Origin of the sequence: Methylobacter psychrophilus (assembly GCF_025583945.1) — a bacterium.
GTDB lineage: Bacteria > Pseudomonadota > Gammaproteobacteria > Methylococcales > Methylomonadaceae > Methylobacter_C > Methylobacter_C psychrophilus.
In genome coordinates, this window is record NZ_JAOEGU010000059.1 from 1 (window position 1) to 22375 (window position 22375).

Here is a 22375-nt window from a genome sequence, read left to right on the forward strand (position 1 = left end):
AAATTTCCGCGTGGCAAGAAAAAAGAAATGCTATTGCTCGCTCTATGAAATGGCGATTTACCACTGAGGATGCGCGGATAAAACTGAAGAAACTTTATCCGACATTATCAGATTGACTGAGTACTAGGTTTGTACTCCATGTAAAAGGTATTTCAACGCTTAACTTAATGGCAATGACCGGCAAGCCCTAGAGAAAATAATGTCGTTTAATCAACGAAGGTCTCTATAATAATCCTTAATCGCTTGAAGGGATGGTATCTGTAAAATCGTCCAGTTTTCAATTGGCAGTCATCATTTCTATCTTCTCTGCCACAAACATCACACTCACCCCCAGCCAATTCAGGAAACAATAATTAATCCGGTAACCTGAAAATACTTATTAATTTTATCAAAAGGAAACTGTATGGATAAACGTACATTTACAAATCGCATCGTCGTTCTTGACACGGAAACTACGGGGTTAAATCCACAGGAAGGACACCGGATTATTGAAATTGGTTGTGTAGAAATGGTTAAGCGTCGCCTAACGGGAAAGCGCTTTCATGTTTATATCAATCCTGATCGAATTATTGATGATGGTGCTATTGCAGTTCATGGTATCACCAATCAATTTCTGGATGATAAGCCACATTTTGACCAAATTGTTGACGATTTTATCGCCTTTATCAAGGACGCAGAACTGGTTATACACAACGCGCCATTTGATGTCGGCTTTATTAATAAAGAGTTTTCACTACTCAAAAATAAAGCAGGAGCGGTAGCCGATTATAGCGAGGTATTTGATACGCTGGCCTATGCCAGAAAAAAACATCCGGGACAAAGAAACAGTCTGGACGCGCTTTGTAAACGTTATGGTATAGACAATAGTCATCGGGATTTGCACGGCGCTTTATTGGATGCAGAAATCTTGGCCGATGTATTTTTATTAATGACGGGAGGACAATCTTCGTTACTGGATGAGGGACGATTGGAGACAGCAGGATCAAGTGAAAATACGGAGATAAAACGGATACTGAAAGACCGCCCCGCGTTAAAAATTATTGCCTGTAATGATGAAGAATTAAGCGCTCATCAGCAACGCCTGGAAGCGATTGAAAAAGCCGGTGGTTCTTGTCTATGGAACCAGTAGTTTGTAAGTTGGGAAGATAGATCTAACCCAACTTACCAATAACCGGATTTAATCCGGCTAGCCTTGGCTAGCCGGACAAATTAGATTACTCTGCTTTTGGTTTTGCACGTCTGGATGTAGAACCCATTCTTTTTTTGCTTTTATCGGCTTTTTTAGCCGCATCATCCGGTTGTGATCTTCTGTCACTTTCATCCATTTTTGAAATGTTAAGCAACTGTCCTGCAACCCGAATTCTTTTCAGCTCTTCAAGCAATTCTTTCGGCATGCCTGCAGGTAATTCAACAGTACTATAATCATCTTCAATTCTGATGCGAGCAATATGATCGCCGTCAATGCCGGTTTCATTAGCAATGGCACCAACAATATTACCCGGCTTTACACCATGTGCATGGCCGACTTCAATACGAAAGGTTTCCATTTCTATATTTGCGCCGGTTCCAAAAGCACGCTTGGGTTTACGATCCCTTTCAGGACGATCTTCTCGACGTGAACGATCATCCCTGTCTCTTGAAGGACGATCTTCCCTTTGTGGCCGGTCTTCTCTACTGTCGTAAGCTTTTTTAGGTAAATTTTGCATTAACAGCGGCGTATCGCCTTGCACCAATTTTGCCAGGGCAGCCGCTATTTCTAATGCAGTTACATTATGTTCCTGCTGAAATTGCTCTATCAGTTGAGTGAAAAAACTCAACTCTTCTGCAGCCAACGTGTCAGTAATATTCTGTTTGAAGCGTGAAATACGTTTGTTGTTAATAACTTCAGTTGAAGGCAAACCCATTTCTTCAATTTTTTGCTTGGTCGCTCTTTCGATATTACCCAACAGCTTTCTTTCTCTGGGCGCAATAAACAAAATTGCATCACCGGTACGTCCCGCACGTCCTGTTCTGCCAATACGATGAACGTAAGATTCGGTATCGTAAGGAATATCATAGTTAACGACATGGGTAATACGATCGACATCCAATCCGCGCGCAGCAACATCGGTAGCGATTAAAATATCCAATTTACCATTTTTCAGATGGGCAATAGTACGCTCTCTAAGAGTCTGCGACATATCGCCATTAATTGCTGCAGCTGAGTAGCCTCGTGCTTCCAGCTTTTCTGCCAGCTCAATGGTTGCCGTTTTGGTTCTGACGAAAATAATCATGCCGTCAAACGTTTCAGCTTCAAGGATACGAGTCAATGCGTCTAATTTATGTACGCCACTGACCATCCAAAAACGTTGGCGTATATTTTCTGCTGATGCAGTAGTCACTTTAATAGTAACTTGTTCCGGATTAGTCAAATATTCTTGAGCAATTTTTCGAATAACCGAAGGCATGGTTGCAGAAAATAACGCTATTTGTATGTTTTCCGGCGTTTTTTCTAGTACCCATTCAACATCATCAATAAAGCCCATACGTAACATTTCATCGGCTTCATCAAGAACCAGAACGCTAAGACCGTCCAGATTCAAGGTGCCTTTACGCATGTGATCCATGACCCGACCTGGTGTACCAACAACCACATGTGCGCCGCGCTTTAGCTGACGTAATTGTGTGCTGTAATCTTGTCCACCATAGATAGGTAAAACATGGAAGCCTTTTAAATGTGCAGCATAACGCTGAAATGCTTCTGCTACTTGTATGGCAAGTTCGCGAGTCGGAGCCAGAACCAAGACCTGTGGGTCTTTTTGACGAAGATCTATACGCGATAATATGGGTAGTGCAAAAGCCGCTGTTTTACCAGTACCTGTTTGCGCTTGGCCCAAAACATCTCTGCCTTGTAACATGAGCGGAATAACTTGTGCCTGAATGGGCGAAGGTGTTTCATAACCGACATCATCCAGTGCTTTTAGCAGAGGTTCAATCAGTGCTAAATCACGGAAAGTGGGTAATGTAGAAACATCATTGGACATGGATTTACCTGTTTTGGAGTTTTTGGAATGCGCGTAGAGCGCGGAGAAAAAATTCGTTTATTTACAAATTATACCCCATTATATTGAATTTCGCAGTAAATTGATACATCCATAACGGTTGATGATGTTTTTTAAATTGCTGCAAGAGCTTGTTTCAATAAGATTATTGATATTTCATAGTGCAATTGGGCGTATAAATCCACGACTTATAACGATTACCAGTAACATCTAATTAGTTGCAGGTAGCCGCAGTCCGAATTAAATCAGGTAGCAGTGGAATATTGTTTAAGCCCAACAGCCTATCTTTAATAGTTACTGCCTTAGCCTAAACAGCTTAGGAAATTAATGCGGCTTTTGCTTTGAGTGTTTGATAATGGGCTAAACGATAGTAGATTCGGTGGCAATGTAAGTATCAATACTGCTCTGTTCCAATGCTTGAAGATTATCGCCAGAAAAATAGCCATTATTAGTGCTCAGTTGCTCAGGTAATCGCCCCGCTGTGTCCTGTATTGCTAGTTCCTGTTTGTCGTTGCCGCTTTGACTGACATGCTGTGCCACAATAATTTGCAGATCAGCATCAACGCTGATTTGGGCGTTATAGGCGTAGTCAAAGCGGTCTTTTTTACCCATGATGCGAACCTTGGTAGCGACAAAGCTAATCTGCTTTTTATCGTTAATACCCTTACCTGGATTAAGCTGTTCTTCGCGCTCATTAAGGGCTTGCTTGGCCGCTTTTATTTTAGCCAGCCGGTCTTGTTTGAATTTCAAATCTTCCGGAATTTCATAGCTGGGTTTATCTTTATAGGCCTTGTCTTTATCTTGGTCACAACGGTTAGCTTTTTTAATCAAGTCAGTAATTCCTAGCGGCGTGAGATCTTTGTCGCTTATTTTAGGTAATTGTGGCTTGTGTAAATCCATGCGCCTACTCTAACCTGAATCTTAGGTTTTACCTGTAACTAATGAAAAGTGACCAACTATACGAATTAAGGTGATATTCGAGAATTAATAATCCCAGGTGGCACAGGATTTTTATTTATTTACAACGACTGCAAGGACAGATATTTGCTCCTGCAATATCTGCGTTCACCACATCCCTGTGGATTATGCAGGAGCTAGAACACCAACAGTAGGCTCCTTAAGAAACGCAGGAGCAGAGTTGCCGCAGCGGCGGAGAAATAGGCGCGTAGCTGGCTGGCTACGTAACTATTTTCACAACGCAGTAAATGAATAAAAAGACCAGCAAGCTGGGTATATTATTCTCAGGAAATCACCTAATCCTTTGTCGAGGCTGTCAAACTTGAGCGATACACTCGCATCAACGCAACAAAAGCCAGAAAATCATAAAATCCGTGAATAATGACAGGAATTAACAAGTTTCTTTCACCACCATAATCTAAAGATAAACCTAAATAAAACCCAACTAAAGCCGCCAACACAGCATAAAGTGGTGTCACTGCGTGCACCAAGCCAAAAACAACATTACTAACAACCAATCCTGCTGTAAGACCCCACGCTCCCTCTATCCATGGTTGAATTACACCGCGAAACAGCAATTCTTCTGCTATTCCTGCTATTGCAGCCAGTAAAAATAAGTCTGTCCAATGATAACGATATAATCCTGGCCCTAACGTATCCAGCAATAATTCCCTGATTTTGACGACTGATCCCCCCTGTATTTTTTCCAGCGCCAGAAACATCAAAAATAAAGGTATTGTCCCTATCAAGCCATAAGTAATGGCTGCTTCCGAAAAATAAATATTTTGAAACGGATTGATATCAGCAACCCACCCTAAAATAATGGCGACCAAAACCAGTGATGCCTCAAAATAACAGGCCGATTTAAAAAAATCATTAAATTTGAATGGAGATTTACTCATTGACTGTATTTGTAAAAATTAACAATGAGGCATTCTAAACAAAAATGGTTAAAATAGTTGTTTTAATTCATTATTACTCAATATCATGCAGTGTTTTATCTATAAAAGCCTGAAAAAAGACTACCTTTATTTGTATATAGTTAACAAAGATGATTTTTCAAAAGTGCCGGAAGCACTGCTTGGCAGTTTTGGAAAAATGGAATTTGTGATGAATATAGAGCTATCTCCAGATAGCAAGTTAGCGAGGGAAGATGCCATGAAAGTTATCGCCACCCTTAAGGAGTCAGGTTTTTTTGTACAGTTGCCACCGCAAAGAGAGACTGCGTAAACAGCATCACTCTTTGCTATCCTGGCCAAGAGACAGTCTGTTTACGCTTTTGGTAAAGTAACTCCGGTCTGCCCCTGATACTTGCCTGCCCTGTCTTTATAAGAAGTCTCACACACTTCATCGCTACCAAAAAAGAGCATTTGAGCAACACCTTCATTGGCATATATTTTTGCAGGAAGCGTTGTGGTATTGGAAAACTCTAATGTTACATGACCTTCCCATTCTGGTTCCAGCGGTGTAACGTTAACAATAATCCCGCAGCGAGCGTAAGTTGATTTGCCTAAACAGATAGTCAACACATCACGCGGGATTCGAAAAAACTCAACGGTGCGAGCTAACGCAAAAGAATTGGGTGGAATAATACAAACATCCGCTTTAACATCAACAAAGCTGTTTGAATCAAAGTTTTTGGGATCAACAATAGCAGAATTAATGTTGGTAAAAATCTTAAACTCGTCAGAGCAACGAACATCGTAGCCATAACTGGAAGTGCCGTAAGAAATAACTCGCCCGTTTTCCGTATCCTTGACCTGACCACTTTCAAACGGTTCTATCATGCCGTGCTGTTGCGCCATCCGGCGTATCCACTTGTCCGACTTTATACTCATGAAATATTACATACCTGATAATTTAAAATGTTTAATTTTTACATAGAGATGGTGTAGGTACAAGACTAAAAACACATTGCACCGTGGATCTTACATCTCAAGTATTCTGCACAACAATATTGGGAAATCGGGTGCTAAAATCTTTGGTTTTTAATGCCAACATGGCTGCTGCCTTACGTGCGATTGCTTTATACATCTGAGCTGCTTGCCCATCAGGATCAGCAACTACAGTAGGTTTTCCTGAATCTGCACATTGTCGAATAGCAATATCCAGCGGTAGAGACCCCAAGAAATCAACCTTGTTTTTATCAGACATGGCAACACCGCCACCTTCTCCAAAAATAGCTTCGGCATGACCACAGGCACTGCAAATATGCATACTCATATTTTCAACAATGCCCAATATTGGCACATTAACCTTTGCAAACATGCCCAAGCCGCGCTGCGCGTCAATTAAAGAGATATCCTGAGGTGTCGTGACTATAATTGCACCACTAACAGGGATTTGTTGCGCCAAGGTCAATTGAATATCACCCGTACCCGGCGGTAAATCAATGATTAAATAATCGACATCAACCCAGTTGGTATCTCTTAATAATTGCTGCAAAGTATTGGTCGCCATTGGTCCTCGCCAAATCATCGGCTGACCGGCATCAATTAAATAACCAATTGACATGGTTTGCAACCCATAAGCCATTTTAGGCATCATGGTTTTGTTATCAACGCTTTCGGGTAAACCGGACAAGCCCAACATGGTTGGAATGCTGGGACCATAAATATCCGCATCAAGTATACCTACATTAGCGCCTTCTGCGGCCAATGCCAATGCAATATTAACTGCCGTCGTTGACTTACCTACCCCACCTTTTCCGGAAGCGACAGCAATAATATTTTTTATATTAACCTGAGGTTTTAAGGCTTGCTGCACAGCATGAGACAGAATTTTTACAGTAACGTCAACAGTAACAGACTCGACTCCGTCCAGCGTTCTCAAAAGCTGCTCAACAGCGACTTTTAGGTTATTCATAGTGCTTTTTGCAGGATACCCCAACTCCAGATTAACACTGATGTTGGCACCATCAATTTTAATGGCTTTAACGGATTTTGCGGTAACCAGATCGACACCATGATTAGGATCGATAAATGTCCTTAAAAGATTTTCTACAGCCGTTTTTTCCAGATGCGCCATGCTTATTACCTCAGTAATTTTAGTCGATACGACTTGTAAGTAAATTCAATTTTAGTCACTGAATACACTCAGGATGAGAAGTATTCTACAGTTTTTTCAATAAAATTCATTTTTTAGCGGCGTACTATTCTGTAGTACCGCCAATTTTATGCGATAATCCTCGCATTGTTTGTTTCCGTATCTTTATAAACTTTTACACCATGTCAGATAGAAAAATTCTCGTCACCAGTGCCCTACCCTATGCCAACGGTCCCATCCACTTAGGTCATCTGGTTGAATATATTCAAACCGATGTCTGGGTGCGATTCCAAAAACAACGTGGTAACTCCTGTTATTTTGTTTGCGCGGATGATACCCACGGCACACCTATTATGCTAAAAGCTGATCGGGAAGGTATTACCCCTGAACAGCTCATTGCTCAGGTTGGTAAAGAACACTTGGCTGATTTTACTGAATTTGGCGTGGAGTTTGATAATTATCACAGCACTCACTCCGAAGAAAACAGAAACTTTTCATCGCTGATCTATACACGTTTGCGGGATGCCGGACATATCAGTTCACGCACGATTACCCAAGCCTTCGATCCGGTTAAAAACATGTTTTTGTCCGACCGCTTTATCAAAGGTGAATGTCCAAAATGTGGTGCAATTGATCAATACGGCGATGGCTGTGAAGTCTGCGGCGCAACCTATTCCCCAACTGACCTTAAAAATGCCGTTTCCGCTATTTCTGGCGCCAAACCTGTTGAAAAAGACTCTGTGCATTACTTTTTTAATCTGGCTGATTTTACCGAAATGCTCAGAGAATGGACCAGCGCCGGCCATTTGCAAGCAGAAGTGCGTAATAAGTTGGCAGAATGGTTGGAAGGTGGCTTGCAACAATGGGATATTTCCCGCGACGCGCCTTATTTTGGCTTTGAAATTCCGGATGCTCCAGGAAAATATTTTTATGTATGGCTGGATGCACCCATAGGTTACATGGCGAGCTTTAAAAATCTATGCGCCAAACAAGAGCTAAATTTTGATGACTTTTGGGCACTAGATAGCAGTGCCGAGCTATACCATTTCATCGGTAAAGACATTATTTATTTCCATGCTTTGTTTTGGCCGGCAATGTTAAGCGGCGCGCAATTTAGAACACCTACCGCGATTTTTGCGCATGGTTTTTTAACCGTCAATGGCGAAAAAATGTCCAAATCCCGTGGTACATTTATTACGGCAAGAACATATCTGGAACACCTCAATCCGGAATACCTGCGTTATTATTTTACCGCCAAACTCAGTGCGGGCATTGATGATATAGACTTGAATTTTGATGATTTCAGTCAACGGGTTAACTCAGACCTTGTTGGTAAAGTTGTTAATATTGCCAGCCGATGCAGCGGTTTTATCAGCAAACGTTTTGCCAATAAACTATCTACCAACTGCTCGGAACTGGTTTTATTTCAAGAATTTATCAACACTAACGAGCAAATTGCCGAGTTTTATGAAACCCGTGAGTTTGGTAAAGCCATGCGTGAAATTATGGCGCTGGCAGATAAAGCCAACCAATATATTGATGAAAAAAAGCCCTGGTTGATTGCCAAACAGGAAGGTAGTGACACAGAATTACACGATGTTTGCTCAATGGGTATTAACCTGTTCTGCTTACTGACGGCTTATCTTAAACCGGTCATTCCGGCTTTGGTAAAAGAAGCGGAAAACTTTTTAAATATAGAATCACAAGCTTGGCCAACTGCCACTCTACAGCCATTATTAAATCATGCCGTTAATGAATTTAAACCATTAATGACCCGGGTTGAAGCGGATAAAATTACTGCGATTGTTGAAGCATCCAAAGATAATCTCGAAAAAGCCGTTGATCAACAGACTCCCGTTACGCACGAGAAAAAGTTTGAACCCATAGCCGAAACCATCCAATTTGATGATTTTGCCAAGCTGGATTTACGTATTGCCAAAATCATTAAAGCCAATCATGTAGAAGGCTCGGATAAATTATTGCAACTAACCGTTGATATCGGAGATGAAACCCGCAATATATTGGCAGGTATTAAATCAGCTTACGCACCCGAAGAACTGGAAGGTAAATTAACCCTCGTTATTGCTAATCTTGCCCCCAGAAAAATGCGTTTTGGAACCTCAGAAGGCATGGTATTAGCCGCAGGTCCTGGCGATAAAGAAATTTGGATTTTAAGCCCTGACGAAGGTGCAGTTGCAGGAATGCGTGTAAAATAAAGCTGATGCCTGATTGTTAAATAAAATAACCCCTATTGCGCATACCATGATAATACTTTATTAAACTGATCCTGACATTACGTTTTTTTGAGGCTTAAAAGTCAATATTGATCAAGCATATTTGTCATGTGCGGAATGTGGGGGGCAATGCTCTCCGCCCTTCAATAAGCGGTAAACGTTTGCAGGCCAAGTCTTCCAAGGCATTTTTTTGACAATAACAGAAATAAAAAGTATAAATATTCCCGTTTTTGCCAAAAAAATTATCACGCTACCCATTAAACAACAGCAGATTTTTAAAAGCATGCTATTGAATAATCAGCTTTTATTTTTCTTCTTTTGCTGCTTTTTCAGATTCCGAAATAACTGCCGAATAACATTCCATTAAACTTTCAGTATAATTAGTGTGCGCTTCAGCAAGATCTTTAGCTGAACCAAACTCAACACGCAATTCTTCCAGCGTCTTTTTGGGGTCTGTTGAATTGGTTAACGTCAACATTTTTGCATAGTTACGATAAGCCGTCATACGAGTGGGATCAAAAGCAAAAATACCGGGCATATTTTGTGATGTTGTATCTACAACACATTTAGTCATATATTCAGGCGTTATTTTATAATCCTTAATATCAGCCTCTTTCTGCATTTGTTCCAACACGGCTTGTTCATATTGATTTTTATCAGCGCAAGCCGGAAGTAATAATACTGATAAGGAAATTAGTAGTAGTTTTTTCATGTGAGTTACCATTATTTAGTAAAAATGCAATATGCGGAATTTATACGAATGTAAGCCCGGTTCAAGATAAAAGGTTGGAAATTACTTACGCCCTTAATCCATCGCCTTCATTGCTTGCGTTATCCAACCTTCAGCTTCAGCATTAATATCTGCAGCTTTACGTCCTTTAGTTTCAATCATCGGGCCAATTTTTACTTTGATGATTCCTGGATATTTAAAAAAACTATAACGAGGCCAATAATCACCGGCGTTATGCGCGATGGGAATAATGGGGAAACCCGTTTTTTGAGCCAGAATGGCACCGCCAATATTAAACTTCAAAACTTCCCTGGCTGGAGCGCGAGTGCCTTCCGGAAAAATCAGCACCGATAAGCCCTGATTTAAATATTCAGCACCGTCTTTGAGTAAAACACGTAATGAAGCTCGTTGGTTTTTCCTGTCTATCACGATGGATTTTAATGTGAGTAGAGACCAGCCCCAAATCGGCAGAAATAATAATTCTCGCTTTATGACAACGGAATGCGGCGGCAGAATATATCGTAATGCCAGTGTTTCCCATGCTGACTGATGATTACTTAATAAAATTGCCGGTTGCTGTGGATTGATATTTTCCAGTCCTTCTATTTCGTAGGTTAAGCCGCAAAAAACCTTGGTCATCCAGCCGATAATAGCACACCAAATATAACCGATTTTCCAGCGTATTTTAAAGGTCGTTAGCATACCTAAAATAAGTAATATACCAACGATAGTGGCGGTAATAAAAATACCCAGAAATAACAACACCGAGCCCAGGTAATTTTTAGGCCGCGTGTCTTGATGTAATGTATTTTGCTGCGTCATATAAGTTTTCAAAAACAGGAATGTTGAGTTGCGGATTATTTATCAAAGTTTTTTGTCCTTTGCCGGTTTTAACCAGTATTGGTTGAGCACCAATAGCCTCGGCAGCTTGCAAATCACGCAAAGAATCACCGATGACTGAAACCGTCGTCAAATCGGCATTAAAATCAGCTGCAAAGGCTTTTAGCAAACCCGCCTTGGGCTTACGGCATTCACAAGCACTATCCGCACCGTGTGGACAATAATAAATGGCAGTAATATTACCGCCTTTTTCACTGACCAAACGGCGCATTTTAGCGTGTATTTTTTCCAGCATAGCTTCATCAAACAAGCCTCGCGCTACACCCGATTGATTGGTAACAACAATGACTTGGTAGCCATGTATATTAAGCAAGGCAATCGCTTCAAGACTGCCTTCAATCGGTAGCCACTCATCGGGAGATTTGATAAAGGCATCGGAATCGTGATTAATAACACCATCCCGATCCAGTAAAATATAATGTTTTTTAAGCATGAGTATTTATTTACGCAAGCCGATTTTTAGGGTGACAGTATTGTTTTTTGGGTTTAGCACTAGCTGTAACCCAACAACACCCCATCAAGATTGCAACCTGGAAATATCCGCACAAGTTAAAAACTGTTCTGATAACATATTAAGCAAGGCCAGACGATTAGCGCGTAAATCAAGATCATCACACATCACCATTACACTATCAAAAAACGTATCAACATCTTGGCGCAAAGCCGCTAAACGCGTTAGTGTTGCCGCATAATCATGCTCGGCAAGTAGCGGAGCAATGGCGATAGCCGCGAGCTTTGCGCTCTCCAGCAATTGCAATTCGGCAGGCTCAACCAAAGTACCTACCTTGGCTACTGGCGATGATGCCGATTTTTTTAGAATATTGCGTATGCGCTTATTGGCAGCAGCCAGGCTTTCGGCTTCGGGTAATTGTCTAAAAGCTTTGACAGCCGCCAAACGTTGCATGAAATCCAAAGGATCAAGCGGTTTCACTGTCATCACCGCATCAAATTCATCGGCGCTATAACCTTTATCCAGACAATAGCCTTTTAAACGGTCAAAAACAAAATCAATCACCGCCGTTTGAGTACCGGCAACATCAAATGAATGCGTGAACAGCGTCAAAGAAAAGGCTATTAATTCCCGAATATCAAGCGTTAACTTATTTTCAATCAGCGTGCGTAATGTGCCCAGGGCAGCCCGACGTAATGCATACGGATCTTTATCGCCGGTCGGAATCATGCCGGCACTAAAAATACCGGTGAGCGTGTCAATTTTTTCAGCAATCGCCAAAATCTGGCCGATTTGGCTACTCGCGGTAGCACTGCCAGACTGTTTGGGGAAATACTGCTCTTCCAACGCCCACGCCACTTCGGTAGGTTCGTTATCTGCCAATGCGTAATAGCGCCCCATAAGACCTTGTAAATTGCCAAATTCGCCGACCATTTCCGTCATTAAGTCAGTTTTGGCTAACAAAGCGGCACGTTTTGCCAAGGTAACATCGGCATTAAGACGCAAGGCAATAAATTCAGCAAGCTTGCTGACTCGTTGCGATTTTTCGGCAACCGTGCCTAATTTTTCTTGAAAAACAATGGTCGATAAACTTTCAACCCTATCCGCTAATGATTTTTTTCTATCCTGTTTCCAGAAGAATTCAGCATCCGCAAGTCGCGGAGTAACGACGCGCTCATTACCGTGTTGTATGGATTCAGGCCGGCTACTTTCAATATTGCTAAAAGTAATAAAATTTGCCAATAAACTACCATCCGCATTTTTAACCGGAAAGTATTTTTGGTTGGTTTGCATCGTGGTAATTAACACTTCTGCGGGCAAATCAAGAAAGCGCGGATCAAAACACCCGGTAATCGGTACCGGCCATTCATTTAAAGCGGCAATTTCTTCCAGCAAATCATCTTCTATATAAGCAATACCATTGACCGCTGATGCTGCAACTTGTGCTGCCTTACGAATCAGCACTTTTCTTTGTTCAAAATCAACAATCACCTTACCTTGCTGATACAAGAGGTCTTGATAGGCTTCAGGATTAGTAATAGTCAATTTTTCCGGTGCATGGAAGCGGTGTCCCTGCGTAGTCGCACCCGTTTCCAAGCCTAAAATTTCCGTATTAATAACACTATCGCCGTACAGTAAAACAGCCCAGTGTACGGGTCTGACAAATTCCGTATTGAAACTGCCCCAGCGCATCCTTTTGGCAATGGGTAATCCGGCAATACTTTGACGAATAATATCCGGGATTAAAGCTTCTGTTGCCTGCCCTTTAACCGCTTGAGTAAAACTGAGCCATTCGCCTTTATCTGTTTTCAAACGTTCCAGTTGCTCAAAAGTAGTGCCACAACTCAGCGCAAAACCCAAGGCTGCTTTACTGGGTGCGCCGTCTGTTCCCAAAGCGGCTTGTATCGCAGGCCCACGTTTTTCAACAGTTTTATCCGGTTGCGCTGTTGACAGATTTTCAATCAAAACCGCCAGACGTCTGGGGGTCGCATAAGATTTACTGGCGGTAAATGTTAGTTCGGCGGCCTGTAAACCTTGAACAATACCGTCCAGCAAGGCATTGCTTAGTTTAAGCAAGTTTTTAGGAGGAAGTTCTTCCGAACCTAATTCAAAAAGTAAATGTTTGCTTGTTGTCATTTTATGCTCCTTGCCCTGTCAACATCGGAAATCCCAGTGATTCGCGGCGAGCATAATAGGCTTCGGCGACAGCTCTGGATAAAGTACGAACCCTTAAAATATAGCGTTGGCGCTCGGTTACCGAAATCGCATGGCGTGCATCCAGCAAGTTAAACGTATGTGATGCTTTTAATACCATTTCGTAAGCAGGTAATGGCAGATTGAGTTCAATCAATTTTTGGCATTCCAGCTCGTAGGTATTGAAACACTGAAACATAAAATCAACATTGGCATGATCAAAATTATAAGCCGACATTTCAACTTCATTTTGATGAAACACATCACCATAAGTAACCACACCAAAAGGGCCATTCGTCCAAACCAGATCATAAACACTTTTAACGCCCTGCAAATACATGGCAATGCGTTCAAGACCGTAGGTGATTTCTCCGGTAACAGGCCGGCATTCCAAACCGCCTATTTGCTGAAAATAAGTAAACTGGGTGACTTCCATGCCATTTAACCAAACTTCCCAACCTAATCCCCAGGCACCCAAAGTAGGAGATTCCCAGTTATCTTCAACAAAACGAATATCGTGTTCGAGTAAATCAAGACCTAAATGACGTAACGAGCCCAGATACAGTTCCTGAATATTATCTGGCGATGGTTTTAAAACCACCTGAAACTGATAATAATGCTGTAGGCGATTGGGATTTTCACCAAAGCGACCGTCTGTAGGACGACGGGATGGCTGAACGTATGCGGCATTCCAGGGCTCAGGACCAATAGCCCGTAAAAAAGTAGCCGGGTGAAAGGTTCCCGCTCCGACTTCCTGATCCAAAGGTTGTAATAAAATACAACCCTGACTTGACCAATAGTCTTGTAAGGCCAGAATAAGCCCCTGAAAAGTTGATGAATCGTTGTTTGTATTCGACACGGCTTCTACACTTTAGGCAGTAAAAAAGGCTTAATTATAGCTTAAAAATGTTTTTGTCGTTATGGTTTGAAAGCAGATAGTGAACTCATGAAAACACAATCCCCATATTACTGTTAAAGTCAGTTTGTTCCATGATATAAAAGCACTGATAATGAACTTATGCTTTGATAGCGGGGGAGTACTTTTGAATAAAAGGTATTATAAACCCGAAAGCCTGATCGTTGGCTCTTTAAGGCCTGAAAGCCGAGATTATAACCATAATGGAAATTGCTGATAAAAATTTATCGATACAACAGATAAAATAAATGCAACGAGAATACACCGCCGAATTTCGTTTTTATGCACAACTTAATGACTTTCTTGCACCGAAGCAACGCAAGAGAACGATACCCTATCGTTTTAATGGTCATCCGGGAATCAAGGACCCTATTGAAGTTTTTGGTGTGCCTCACACCGAAGTTGACCTGATCATTGTTAATGGTCAGTCAGTGGGATTTGAGTATCAACTTCAAGCGGGGGATCGTATCGCTGTTTACCCCGTTTTCAAAAATCCGGATATCAATCCGTTATGTAAACTACGAGAAAAACGCTTACTCTGCCCTCGATTCATTTTGGATGTAAACTTGGGAAAACTGGCAAAACGTATGCGTTTACTGGGTTTCGACAGCCTTTATCGCAACGACTATAGTGATACAGATGTGGTAAATATAGCGTTAAGTGAGCAGCGCATCGTACTAACCAGAGATCGCCGCCTCTTATACAGTAAACATATTAACTATGGTTACTGGGTGCGTGCTGTCAACGTTGAAAACCAGACTGATGAAGTTCTCCATCACTTTGACCTCTATGACTTAATTCACCCCTTTATCCGCTGCCTGATTTGTAACGGTATGCTGATACCGGTCGTCAAGACGGATATTAAAGATCGTCTGGAACCCAAAACCCGCCTCTACTATGAAGTTTTTCATCAATGTGCAGATTGTCAGCAAATCTATTGGGAGGGTTCACACATGGAGAACATACGACAACGTTTTGCAATTTACCTAGCCATGCCAAAATAAAAACTGCAGAAATCACTCCTTATGCTCATACCTATTACCTGTTAACAACAACTAACCCTATGATTTTTATATGTAATAAAGTAAATATTCGGTAAATAATATTGCCAATCCTTATATATAATGATAAGTTAATTAAAATATACTTAAGTTGAATCCGGACAAAATAATGAATAACATACATTGGCTTCGTAAAACAGCCACGACCTGATGGGGTCGATTGTCGGTATTTTGCTTGCAGCTGGGGCCAGTCGACGCTTTGGTGCTGACAAACTAACCCAAATCTTGCCCAATGGCGAATTGGTAGCAGTACAAGCCTGCCGCAACCTGCTCGCTGGTACAGATAGTGTGGTCGCTGTGGTGCGACCAGGCAGCGAACGTCTGGCGACGCTATTACAGGCCGAAGGTGCACAAGTTATAACGTGTACTGACGCCGAGCAAGGTATGAGCAAGAGCCTTATTTTCGGCATACGCGCACGCCCCGAAGCTACCGGCTGGTTAATTGGCCTGGCAGACATGCCGTGGATAGATCCAGCAACGATAAGTCAGGTAGCGGATGCACTTCGCTTGGGCGCAACTCTTGCTGCTCCCTCTTGGCAAGGGCGACGTGGACACCCGGTAGGTTTTTCACAAGCGCTAGGCCCTGAACTAGCTACCTTAAATGGTGATGAAGGCGCCAAAGCCTTGATTCAGAGCTATCTTGAACAACTGCAAATCATTACTTGCAATGATTCGGGCATACTTCGCGACATCGACAAACCTGAAGATTTGACCCCTTCAAAAAAAATTTAAACAATACTCATGACCAAGAATATTCTCGACCTTCAATTAGAACTGCGCGAACAGCGCCGTCCCTACGCACTGGCAACCGTAGTAGAAATACTGGGGTCATCTTCTGCCAAACCTGCGGCCAAAGCGCTTATAAATATCTCAGGCAAAGTTATTGCCGGGTGGGTTGGCGGCGGCTGCGCGCAATCCATGGTGTCAGAGACGGCGCTTAAATGCCTTGAAACAGGAGAACCTGGCATGATCGAAATAGACCTGAACGATGAAGTTTTTGGTGCCGGTATGCCCTGCGGTGGCAGTATGCGGGTGTATGTTGAACCAATTTTACCAAAACCACTGCTCTGGCTAATGGGCCATGGCCGCATCGTGGAAAGTCTTTGTGAATTTGCCAACCAATTAGGCTTCGAAGTAATCATTAATGATCCGCAAGCCACAGCAGAAAACTTTCCTGCTGCCTCTCGTATAATCAGTGATGATTCCCGCTATCAACAATTACAGCCGCAATCAGGCGACTTCGTTGTCATAGCAACTCATCACAAAGGAGACTATGACTCACTGACGCGTGTCCTGGAATCTGAAGCCCTGTATATTGCGCTGGTTTCCAGTCGTAAGCGGGCAAAGTTGGTATTGGAGCGTTTGGAACGGGAAGGTTTTCCGAAGTACAGTCTCGCCAAAGTGCATGCCCCCGCAGGTCTGGACTTGGGGGCAAAGCTGCCGGAAGAAATAGCCTTGTCCATCGCCAGCGAAATGATACTGGTGAGACGAGGTGGGCACGGTAATCTATTAAGTAAAAGCCTGTCGACAACAGACTATAAACAGCCGATTAAAATAACATCAACCGTTACTTAGGTGTCTTTACTGCCTGATATAACCCCTGTAATATTGGGTTCAATACACACCGCGAACATCTGCACGATGTTGCATAGCGGCTCTTTACTCCATCTATCGAAGAGAGAAATACTACATGACCACACTCAATATTAATGGTAAAAGCCATAAGATTGATTTGCCCACAGATACGCCGCTACTTTGGGCTTTACGTGACTACGTCGGACTGACTGGAACAAAATTTGGCTGCGGCATGTCCTTATGCGGAGCCTGTACCATACACCTTGACGGACAACCCGTTCGTTCCTGTGTGACTCCTGTTTCAGCGGCCGTAGGCAAGGTAATCGTTACTATCGAAGCTATCGGCCAGGATGCCATCGGGAAAAAAATCCAGGAAGCCTGGCTGGCATTAGGGGTGCCGCAATGCGGTTATTGTCAGTCTGGCCAAATAATGGCTGCTACTGCTCTGCTCAAACAAAAACCTGAACCTACCGATGCTGATATTGACACGGCAATGAGCGGTAATATTTGCCGATGCGGTACTTATCCCCGTATACGTAGCGCAATTAAACAGGCCGCCGGAATAAAGGAGATCAAACCATGAACAAGCCAATTGACCCTATTGAATTAAATACCAACGTAGGTAATGTAGACGGTAACATAGAGATAGCCAATATCAGTCGACGTGCTTTTATTAAAAATATGGCGCTTACAGGATTTGTTCTGGCTGCAGGATTTCCCTCGCTGACTAAAGCAGATGAAATTGCCCCACCCACAGAAAAAGGCAAGTACGGTGCCGATGGCATGCCGAATGGCTGGGTAGACAACCCCCTGATATTCGTTGCGATTGCAGCAGACGGCATGGTTACCATTGTTTGTCACCGTTCTGAAATGGGCCAGGGCGTCCGTACCAGCTTACCTATGGTGGTAGCTGACGAACTTGAAGCCGACTGGAAACAAGTCCGTGTCGAGCAGGCACCCGGCAATGAACCTCGTTATGGTAACCAGGATACCGATGGTTCACGCAGTATGCGTCACTTTTTCTTGCCCATGCGGCGAGTTGGCGCTGCAGCACGCACCATGCTTGAATCGGCAGCAGCAGCAAAATGGAAAGTGCCAGTCCAGGATGTTCGTGCCGAACAGCACCATGTCCTGCATCCTGCCACGGGAAGAAAACTCGGCTACGGTGAACTGGCCAAAGCAGCGGCAAAACTGCCAGTGCCTGCCAGCGAAACCTTACGCCTGAAGAATCCCGCTGACTTTCGCTATATCGGTAAAGGTAAAACAGCGCTTTATGACGGTAAGGATATGGTCACAGGCCAAGCCCAATATGGTATCGATATCCACCTCAAGGACATGCTTTATGCCGTCATCGCACGCCCACCCGTATTTGGTGGCAAAGTGTTGAATTACGATGCCAAAGAGGCTCTCAAAGTGAAGGGCGTGATAAGCGTAATCGAACTTAAAGGTAGTCCTATGCCAGCCAACTTCAATCCGTTGGGTGGCATCGCCGTGATTGCCAGCAATACCTGGGCGGCCATTCAGGGAAGAAAGGCACTTAAGATTGAATGGGATAAAGGGCCTAATGGTACCTACGATTCTGTTACCTATAAAACCGAACTTGAAGCCGCAGCACGTAAGCCGGGTAAAGTGGTTCGCAGTAATGGCGACGTTGATACCGCCTTGCAAGGCGCGGCTAAACGCGTGGAAGCTGAATATTATATCCCCCATCTGGCCCAGGCTCCTATGGAACCTCCGGCAGCTACAGCTCGCATAGTTAAAGGAAAATGTGAGATCTGGAGTTGTACCCAGGCACCACAGGTTTCTCGCGAGAGCGTGGCAAAATGGCTCAAGTTAGCCGAAGACGATGTCACCATCCACGTCACCCTTTTGGGTGGTGGTTTTGGACGCAAATCCAAACCTGATTATGTCGTCGAAGCAGCACTATTGTCGCAAGCTATGAAAGGTAAGCCGGTAAAAGTAACCTGGACCCGTGAAGACGACCTGCAGCATTCTTACTTCCATACCGTTTCAATCGAGCGACTGGAGGCTGGGCTGGATGCCCAAGGCAAAGCTATTGCCTGGCTACATAGAACCGTAGCACCGAGCATTTCTTCTACTTTCGGGCCCGACAGCAAGCATCAAACACCGTCCGAACTGGGCATGGGTGCCATCAATGTGCCCTATACCATTGCAAATCTACGCATCGAAAATCCTGAAGCAGAAGCGCATACCCGCATTGGCTGGTTTCGTTCGGTATACAATATTCCACATGCCTTCGCCATCCAGTCTTTTGTAACCGAATTGGCCGTTGCAGCGGGACGCGATCCTAAAGATTTCCTGCTTGACCTGATTGGCCCACCACGCCGTATTAATCCAGACACCCTTGGTGATGCCTGGAATTATGGCGAATCACCCGACTTGTACCCGGTAGATACCGGACGTCTGCGCGGTGTCATTGAAGCTGCAGCAAAGGAATCAGGTTGGGGACGCACTCTACCCAAGGGGCATGGGTTAGGTATTGCCGCTCATTACAGCTTTGTCACTTACGTTGCCGTTGTGGTTGAAGTAAGCGTCGATGAGAGTGGAAAATTACGCATACCGCGCATTGATGTCGCTGTGGATTGTGGTCCACAAGTTAATCCGGAACGTATCCGTTCGCAAATTGAGGGAGCCTGTATTATGGGGGTCAGCTTGGCCACACTGGGTGAAATCAGCTTTAAAGACGGCGCAGTCATGCAGGATAATTTTCATAACTACCAGCTCACTCGTATGGATGACGCACCCTATGAAATCCGGGTTCATCTGCTGCCGCCAACCGATTTCAATACGCCACTCGGCGGGGTCGGTGAACCGGGATTACCGCCCATTGCACCCGCATTATGTAACGCGATATTTGCGGCAACAGGCCAACGTATTCGCCAACTACCTATTATGGATCAGTTGCGAAAAGACTGATTATTTTTTCAAAGTCAAACAGACAATAAGCTCATCTATTGAAGCTTATTGTCTGGCTGAATACTCGTCAGGATGAATAATTTTTTATACGTCAAATTCAATTTAGCATAATTACTTCATGCCTCCTATCATTCGCTTCGATCAAGTATCGGTCACTGCCCACGAAAAAGTCATTCTATCCAACGTCAGCTTTGCTCTTTTTCAGGGAGAAAAAGCGGCGTTATTCGGCAAATCCGGTTCCGGCAAGAGTAGTGTGCTGAGAACCTTGTTGGGACTGCACCCGCTACAATCAGGCAGCGTTTACTTTCAGGAAAAGCCGCTAACTTCGGTATCTATTCAAACCATTAGAAGCTGCACCGCTTACATTGGACAAGAACCTGTGCTGGGTGCAGAAACAGTCCGAGAAGCACTGCTATTGCCTTTTCAATTTAAAGTGCATCGCCAGTATCGCCCCACTGATAGCCAACTTATTGAGGTGTTACAACGGCTACAATTGCCCCCGGATATTTTAAATCAGCAAAGCAACCGTATTTCCGGCGGCGAAAAACAACGAATTGCACTGGCACGAGGGCTGTTACTGGGCAAAACCTTGTATCTGCTGGACGAAGTCACCAGTGCACTGGACGCCCAAAGCAAACAAGCCGTATTCGAGGTTTTCTCGGATCCTCAGTTGACCGTTCTTTCGGTCGCTCATGACCCTGAATGGCTGCAACACTGTGGTATTATTTTTGAACTTGACGCAGGTCGATTAACTGAGATGAAGCGACATGGAAACACTTGATATTGCGCTACCCCAGATGGCAATGCTCTATGGACTGTGTTTGTTACCCTGGATATTGCTTTGGTTAATCGGTCTGCGCTTAAGTCGGGATATTGGCATCAGTATCCTACGTATGAGTATTCAGTTAATACTGGTTGGAATTTATCTAAAAACATTATTTATGCTTAATAATCCCTGGCTGAACGGCTTATGGATATTGGTAATGTTGATAGTCGCAGATTTAAGTATTCTAAAGCGTGCCGGGCTTAAAGCGCGTTATTTTGCTCTGGCCACTTTTACCGCTATTGCCTCCAGCATACTGTTTTCTACTGCCTATCTGGTGATTTTAGTCATTCAACCGACACATTTTTATGATGCCCGTTATATCGTACCGTTGGCCGGGATGATTCTCGGCAACTGTCTGCAAGGCAACGTCATTGCGTTGGAACGCTTCTATTCGGCTCTGCGTAAGAACGAAAACGAATATGCAACTTTTTTAATGCTGGGGGCGACGCGTTGGGAAGCCGTGCGTCCCTTTTTTCGGGATGCCATCAAAGCGGCAATTAATCCAACTATCGCCAGTATGGCGACCATGGGTTTGGTATCTCTACCAGGTATGATGACTGGACAAATTCTGGGTGGCAGTGAGCCGTGGCTGGCAGTGAAATATCAAATTGCCATTATGATCTGCATTTTCACCAGCACGACTATCGCCTGTATCATTAACTTGAAATTCAGTCTGGCTATTGCCTTTAACGCATTTGATGTACTGAAAGATGAAGTTATTAACAAGCCTTAACTCAACGGTTATCCAGCTTCAAAGATCAATTACCCAAACTGTTTTTCCTGCCATCCACTCTCTTCCATAAAAGATTATTGGGTATCGTTACTACCGACTGTTCGGCGACAATTACCCTGTCCGGCGCATTGCCTCACTAAAAATCATACTATTTAAGGATCGTTGCCTCATCTAAAATCATACTACTTTTAAATACTATAAAAGGGGTTTTAGATGATAATTAAATCGATGAGCTTATCTGCTCGAAAAGAATTACTGGCAAGTATCCGGCAGAGATACTGTGATTCGAGTTGGATAGATAAAGGAAAAATATTAGATGGGTTTGTGGCTGCCACCGGTTATGACCGAAAGCATGCCATCCAGCTGATGAACAGTAAAGCAGAGCCTGAACAGCCAAAAGAGAGACTAGGGAGTCAGAAATACGATGAACAAACTCGTCAAGCCCTATATTCGATCTGATATACGGCTAACCAAATATGCTCTAAGCGTCTCGTACCTTTTTTGCCAGAATTGATTGGGGTTATGGAACGTTATGGCCATTTACGAATTCCTGCTGAGGTGCGAACACGCTTACTCGGTATCAGTCCGGCAACCGTAGATAGACTGCTTAGACCAGAGCGAGAAACTATCAGAAAAGGCGTTAGCACCACTAGGTTCTGTTGACGTTTCACCTCAGCCATAAAAGCACCGAGGAAAATGACAGCATCCCCATGTAATTAATAGCTTTTTTCTCATATCGTGTAGCAATTCTGCGATAGTGCTTGAGCTTACCGAAC

Annotated in this window: 21 protein-coding genes and 2 pseudogenes; 12 read left to right on the top strand and 11 right to left on the bottom strand. The window is 43.4% G+C overall.

Translation table 11 applies throughout. The features are described 5' to 3' along the window. Positions 1-116 (top strand): annotated as a pseudogene (locus N7974_RS17720) (IS630 family transposase); the annotation flags it as partial. 287 nt (positions 117-403) lie between these two features. After that, complete coding sequence (dnaQ, locus tag N7974_RS17725) at positions 404-1129, top strand: DNA polymerase III subunit epsilon (protein WP_262966893.1); 726 nt, start codon at positions 404-406, stop codon at positions 1127-1129. Positions 1130-1214: 85 nt separating this feature from the next. Here the strand turns inward: dnaQ and N7974_RS17730 are convergent, their stop codons facing one another. From N7974_RS17730 to N7974_RS17740, 3 genes are all read right to left on the bottom strand, one after another. Further along, positions 1215-3023, bottom strand: a complete 1809-nt coding sequence (locus N7974_RS17730; protein WP_262966894.1) for a DEAD/DEAH box helicase — start codon at positions 3021-3023, stop codon at positions 1215-1217. Between the two features lie 378 nt (positions 3024-3401). After that, positions 3402-3941, bottom strand: a complete 540-nt coding sequence (locus N7974_RS17735; RefSeq protein WP_262966895.1) for a hypothetical protein — start codon at positions 3939-3941, stop codon at positions 3402-3404. Positions 3942-4294: 353 nt separating this feature from the next. After that, positions 4295-4900 carry a CPBP family intramembrane glutamic endopeptidase gene (locus tag N7974_RS17740; protein WP_262966896.1) on the bottom strand — a complete coding sequence of 202 codons (606 nt, stop codon included), beginning with the start codon at positions 4898-4900 and terminating at the stop codon, positions 4295-4297. An 85-nt stretch (positions 4901-4985) separates the two neighbouring features. On the opposite strand from N7974_RS17740, the gene N7974_RS17745 reads away from it, so the two are divergent. After that, positions 4986-5228 carry a YcgL domain-containing protein gene (locus tag N7974_RS17745; protein WP_243217289.1) on the top strand — a complete coding sequence of 81 codons (243 nt, stop codon included), beginning with the start codon at positions 4986-4988 and terminating at the stop codon, positions 5226-5228. A 41-nt stretch (positions 5229-5269) separates the two neighbouring features. Here N7974_RS17745 and dcd read toward each other — a convergent pair whose 3' ends face one another. Further along, entirely contained in the window at positions 5270-5836 is a 567-nt protein-coding gene (dcd, locus tag N7974_RS17750; RefSeq protein ID WP_243217288.1) for a dCTP deaminase, read from the bottom strand. A gap of 97 nt (positions 5837-5933) precedes the next feature. Further along, complete coding sequence (apbC, locus tag N7974_RS17755) at positions 5934-7025, bottom strand: iron-sulfur cluster carrier protein ApbC (protein ID WP_262966897.1); 1092 nt, start codon at positions 7023-7025, stop codon at positions 5934-5936. 200 nt (positions 7026-7225) lie between these two features. Between apbC and metG the strand changes: the two genes are divergently transcribed. Beyond that, complete coding sequence (gene metG / locus N7974_RS17760) at positions 7226-9259, top strand: methionine--tRNA ligase (RefSeq protein ID WP_262966898.1); 2034 nt, start codon at positions 7226-7228, stop codon at positions 9257-9259. Between the two features lie 322 nt (positions 9260-9581). Here the strand turns inward: metG and N7974_RS17765 are convergent, their stop codons facing one another. From N7974_RS17765 to glyQ, 5 genes are all read right to left on the bottom strand, one after another. Next, positions 9582-9989: a hypothetical protein gene (locus N7974_RS17765; protein WP_262966899.1), complete on the bottom strand. Its 408-nt coding sequence runs from the start codon at positions 9987-9989 to the stop codon at positions 9582-9584. Between the two features lie 93 nt (positions 9990-10082). Continuing rightward, positions 10083-10829: a lysophospholipid acyltransferase family protein gene (locus N7974_RS17770; protein WP_262966900.1), complete on the bottom strand. Its 747-nt coding sequence runs from the start codon at positions 10827-10829 to the stop codon at positions 10083-10085. Further along, on the bottom strand, positions 10789-11340 hold the full coding sequence (gmhB, locus tag N7974_RS17775; RefSeq protein ID WP_262966901.1) for a D-glycero-beta-D-manno-heptose 1,7-bisphosphate 7-phosphatase: 552 nt from the start codon (positions 11338-11340) through the stop codon (positions 10789-10791). Before gmhB ends, N7974_RS17770 begins: the two co-directional genes overlap by 41 nt. A gap of 84 nt (positions 11341-11424) precedes the next feature. Further along, positions 11425-13494, bottom strand: a complete 2070-nt coding sequence (gene glyS, locus N7974_RS17780; RefSeq protein ID WP_262966902.1) for a glycine--tRNA ligase subunit beta — start codon at positions 13492-13494, stop codon at positions 11425-11427. 1 nt (position 13495) lies between these two features. Next, on the bottom strand, positions 13496-14410 hold the full coding sequence (gene glyQ, locus N7974_RS17785; RefSeq protein ID WP_262966903.1) for a glycine--tRNA ligase subunit alpha: 915 nt from the start codon (positions 14408-14410) through the stop codon (positions 13496-13498). A 305-nt stretch (positions 14411-14715) separates the two neighbouring features. On the opposite strand from glyQ, the gene N7974_RS17790 reads away from it, so the two are divergent. The 8 genes from N7974_RS17790 to N7974_RS17825 all read left to right on the top strand — a co-directional run bounded on the left by N7974_RS17790 (position 14716) and on the right by N7974_RS17825 (position 22058). Continuing rightward, entirely contained in the window at positions 14716-15471 is a 756-nt protein-coding gene (locus tag N7974_RS17790; RefSeq protein ID WP_262966904.1) for a Mut7-C ubiquitin/RNAse domain-containing protein, read from the top strand. Positions 15472-15678: 207 nt separating this feature from the next. Continuing rightward, entirely contained in the window at positions 15679-16260 is a 582-nt protein-coding gene (locus N7974_RS17795; protein ID WP_262966905.1) for a nucleotidyltransferase family protein, read from the top strand. 9 nt (positions 16261-16269) lie between these two features. Continuing rightward, positions 16270-17103, top strand: a complete 834-nt coding sequence (locus tag N7974_RS17800) for an XdhC family protein (RefSeq protein ID WP_262966906.1) — start codon at positions 16270-16272, stop codon at positions 17101-17103. Between the two features lie 115 nt (positions 17104-17218). Then, positions 17219-17686 carry a (2Fe-2S)-binding protein gene (locus N7974_RS17805; RefSeq protein ID WP_262966907.1) on the top strand — a complete coding sequence of 156 codons (468 nt, stop codon included), beginning with the start codon at positions 17219-17221 and terminating at the stop codon, positions 17684-17686. Continuing rightward, the gene (locus tag N7974_RS17810) at positions 17683-20040 is read left to right on the top strand and encodes a xanthine dehydrogenase family protein molybdopterin-binding subunit (protein ID WP_262966908.1); all 2358 of its coding nucleotides are present in this window, start codon (positions 17683-17685) and stop codon (positions 20038-20040) included. The genes N7974_RS17805 and N7974_RS17810 overlap by 4 nt, the downstream gene beginning before the upstream one ends. A gap of 118 nt (positions 20041-20158) precedes the next feature. After that, the gene (locus tag N7974_RS17815) at positions 20159-20821 is read left to right on the top strand and encodes an ABC transporter ATP-binding protein (RefSeq protein ID WP_262966909.1); all 663 of its coding nucleotides are present in this window, start codon (positions 20159-20161) and stop codon (positions 20819-20821) included. Next, positions 20808-21599, top strand: coding sequence for an ABC transporter permease (locus N7974_RS17820; protein ID WP_262966910.1), 792 nt, complete (start codon positions 20808-20810; stop codon positions 21597-21599). The genes N7974_RS17815 and N7974_RS17820 overlap by 14 nt, the downstream gene beginning before the upstream one ends. 213 nt (positions 21600-21812) lie before the next feature. Further along, positions 21813-22058 (top strand): hypothetical protein, encoded by a 246-nt coding sequence (locus N7974_RS17825; RefSeq protein ID WP_262966911.1) that lies wholly within the window; start codon positions 21813-21815, stop codon positions 22056-22058. A 208-nt stretch (positions 22059-22266) separates the two neighbouring features. Here the strand turns inward: N7974_RS17825 and N7974_RS20915 are convergent. Next, positions 22267-22375 (bottom strand): annotated as a pseudogene (locus N7974_RS20915) (IS5 family transposase); the annotation flags it as partial.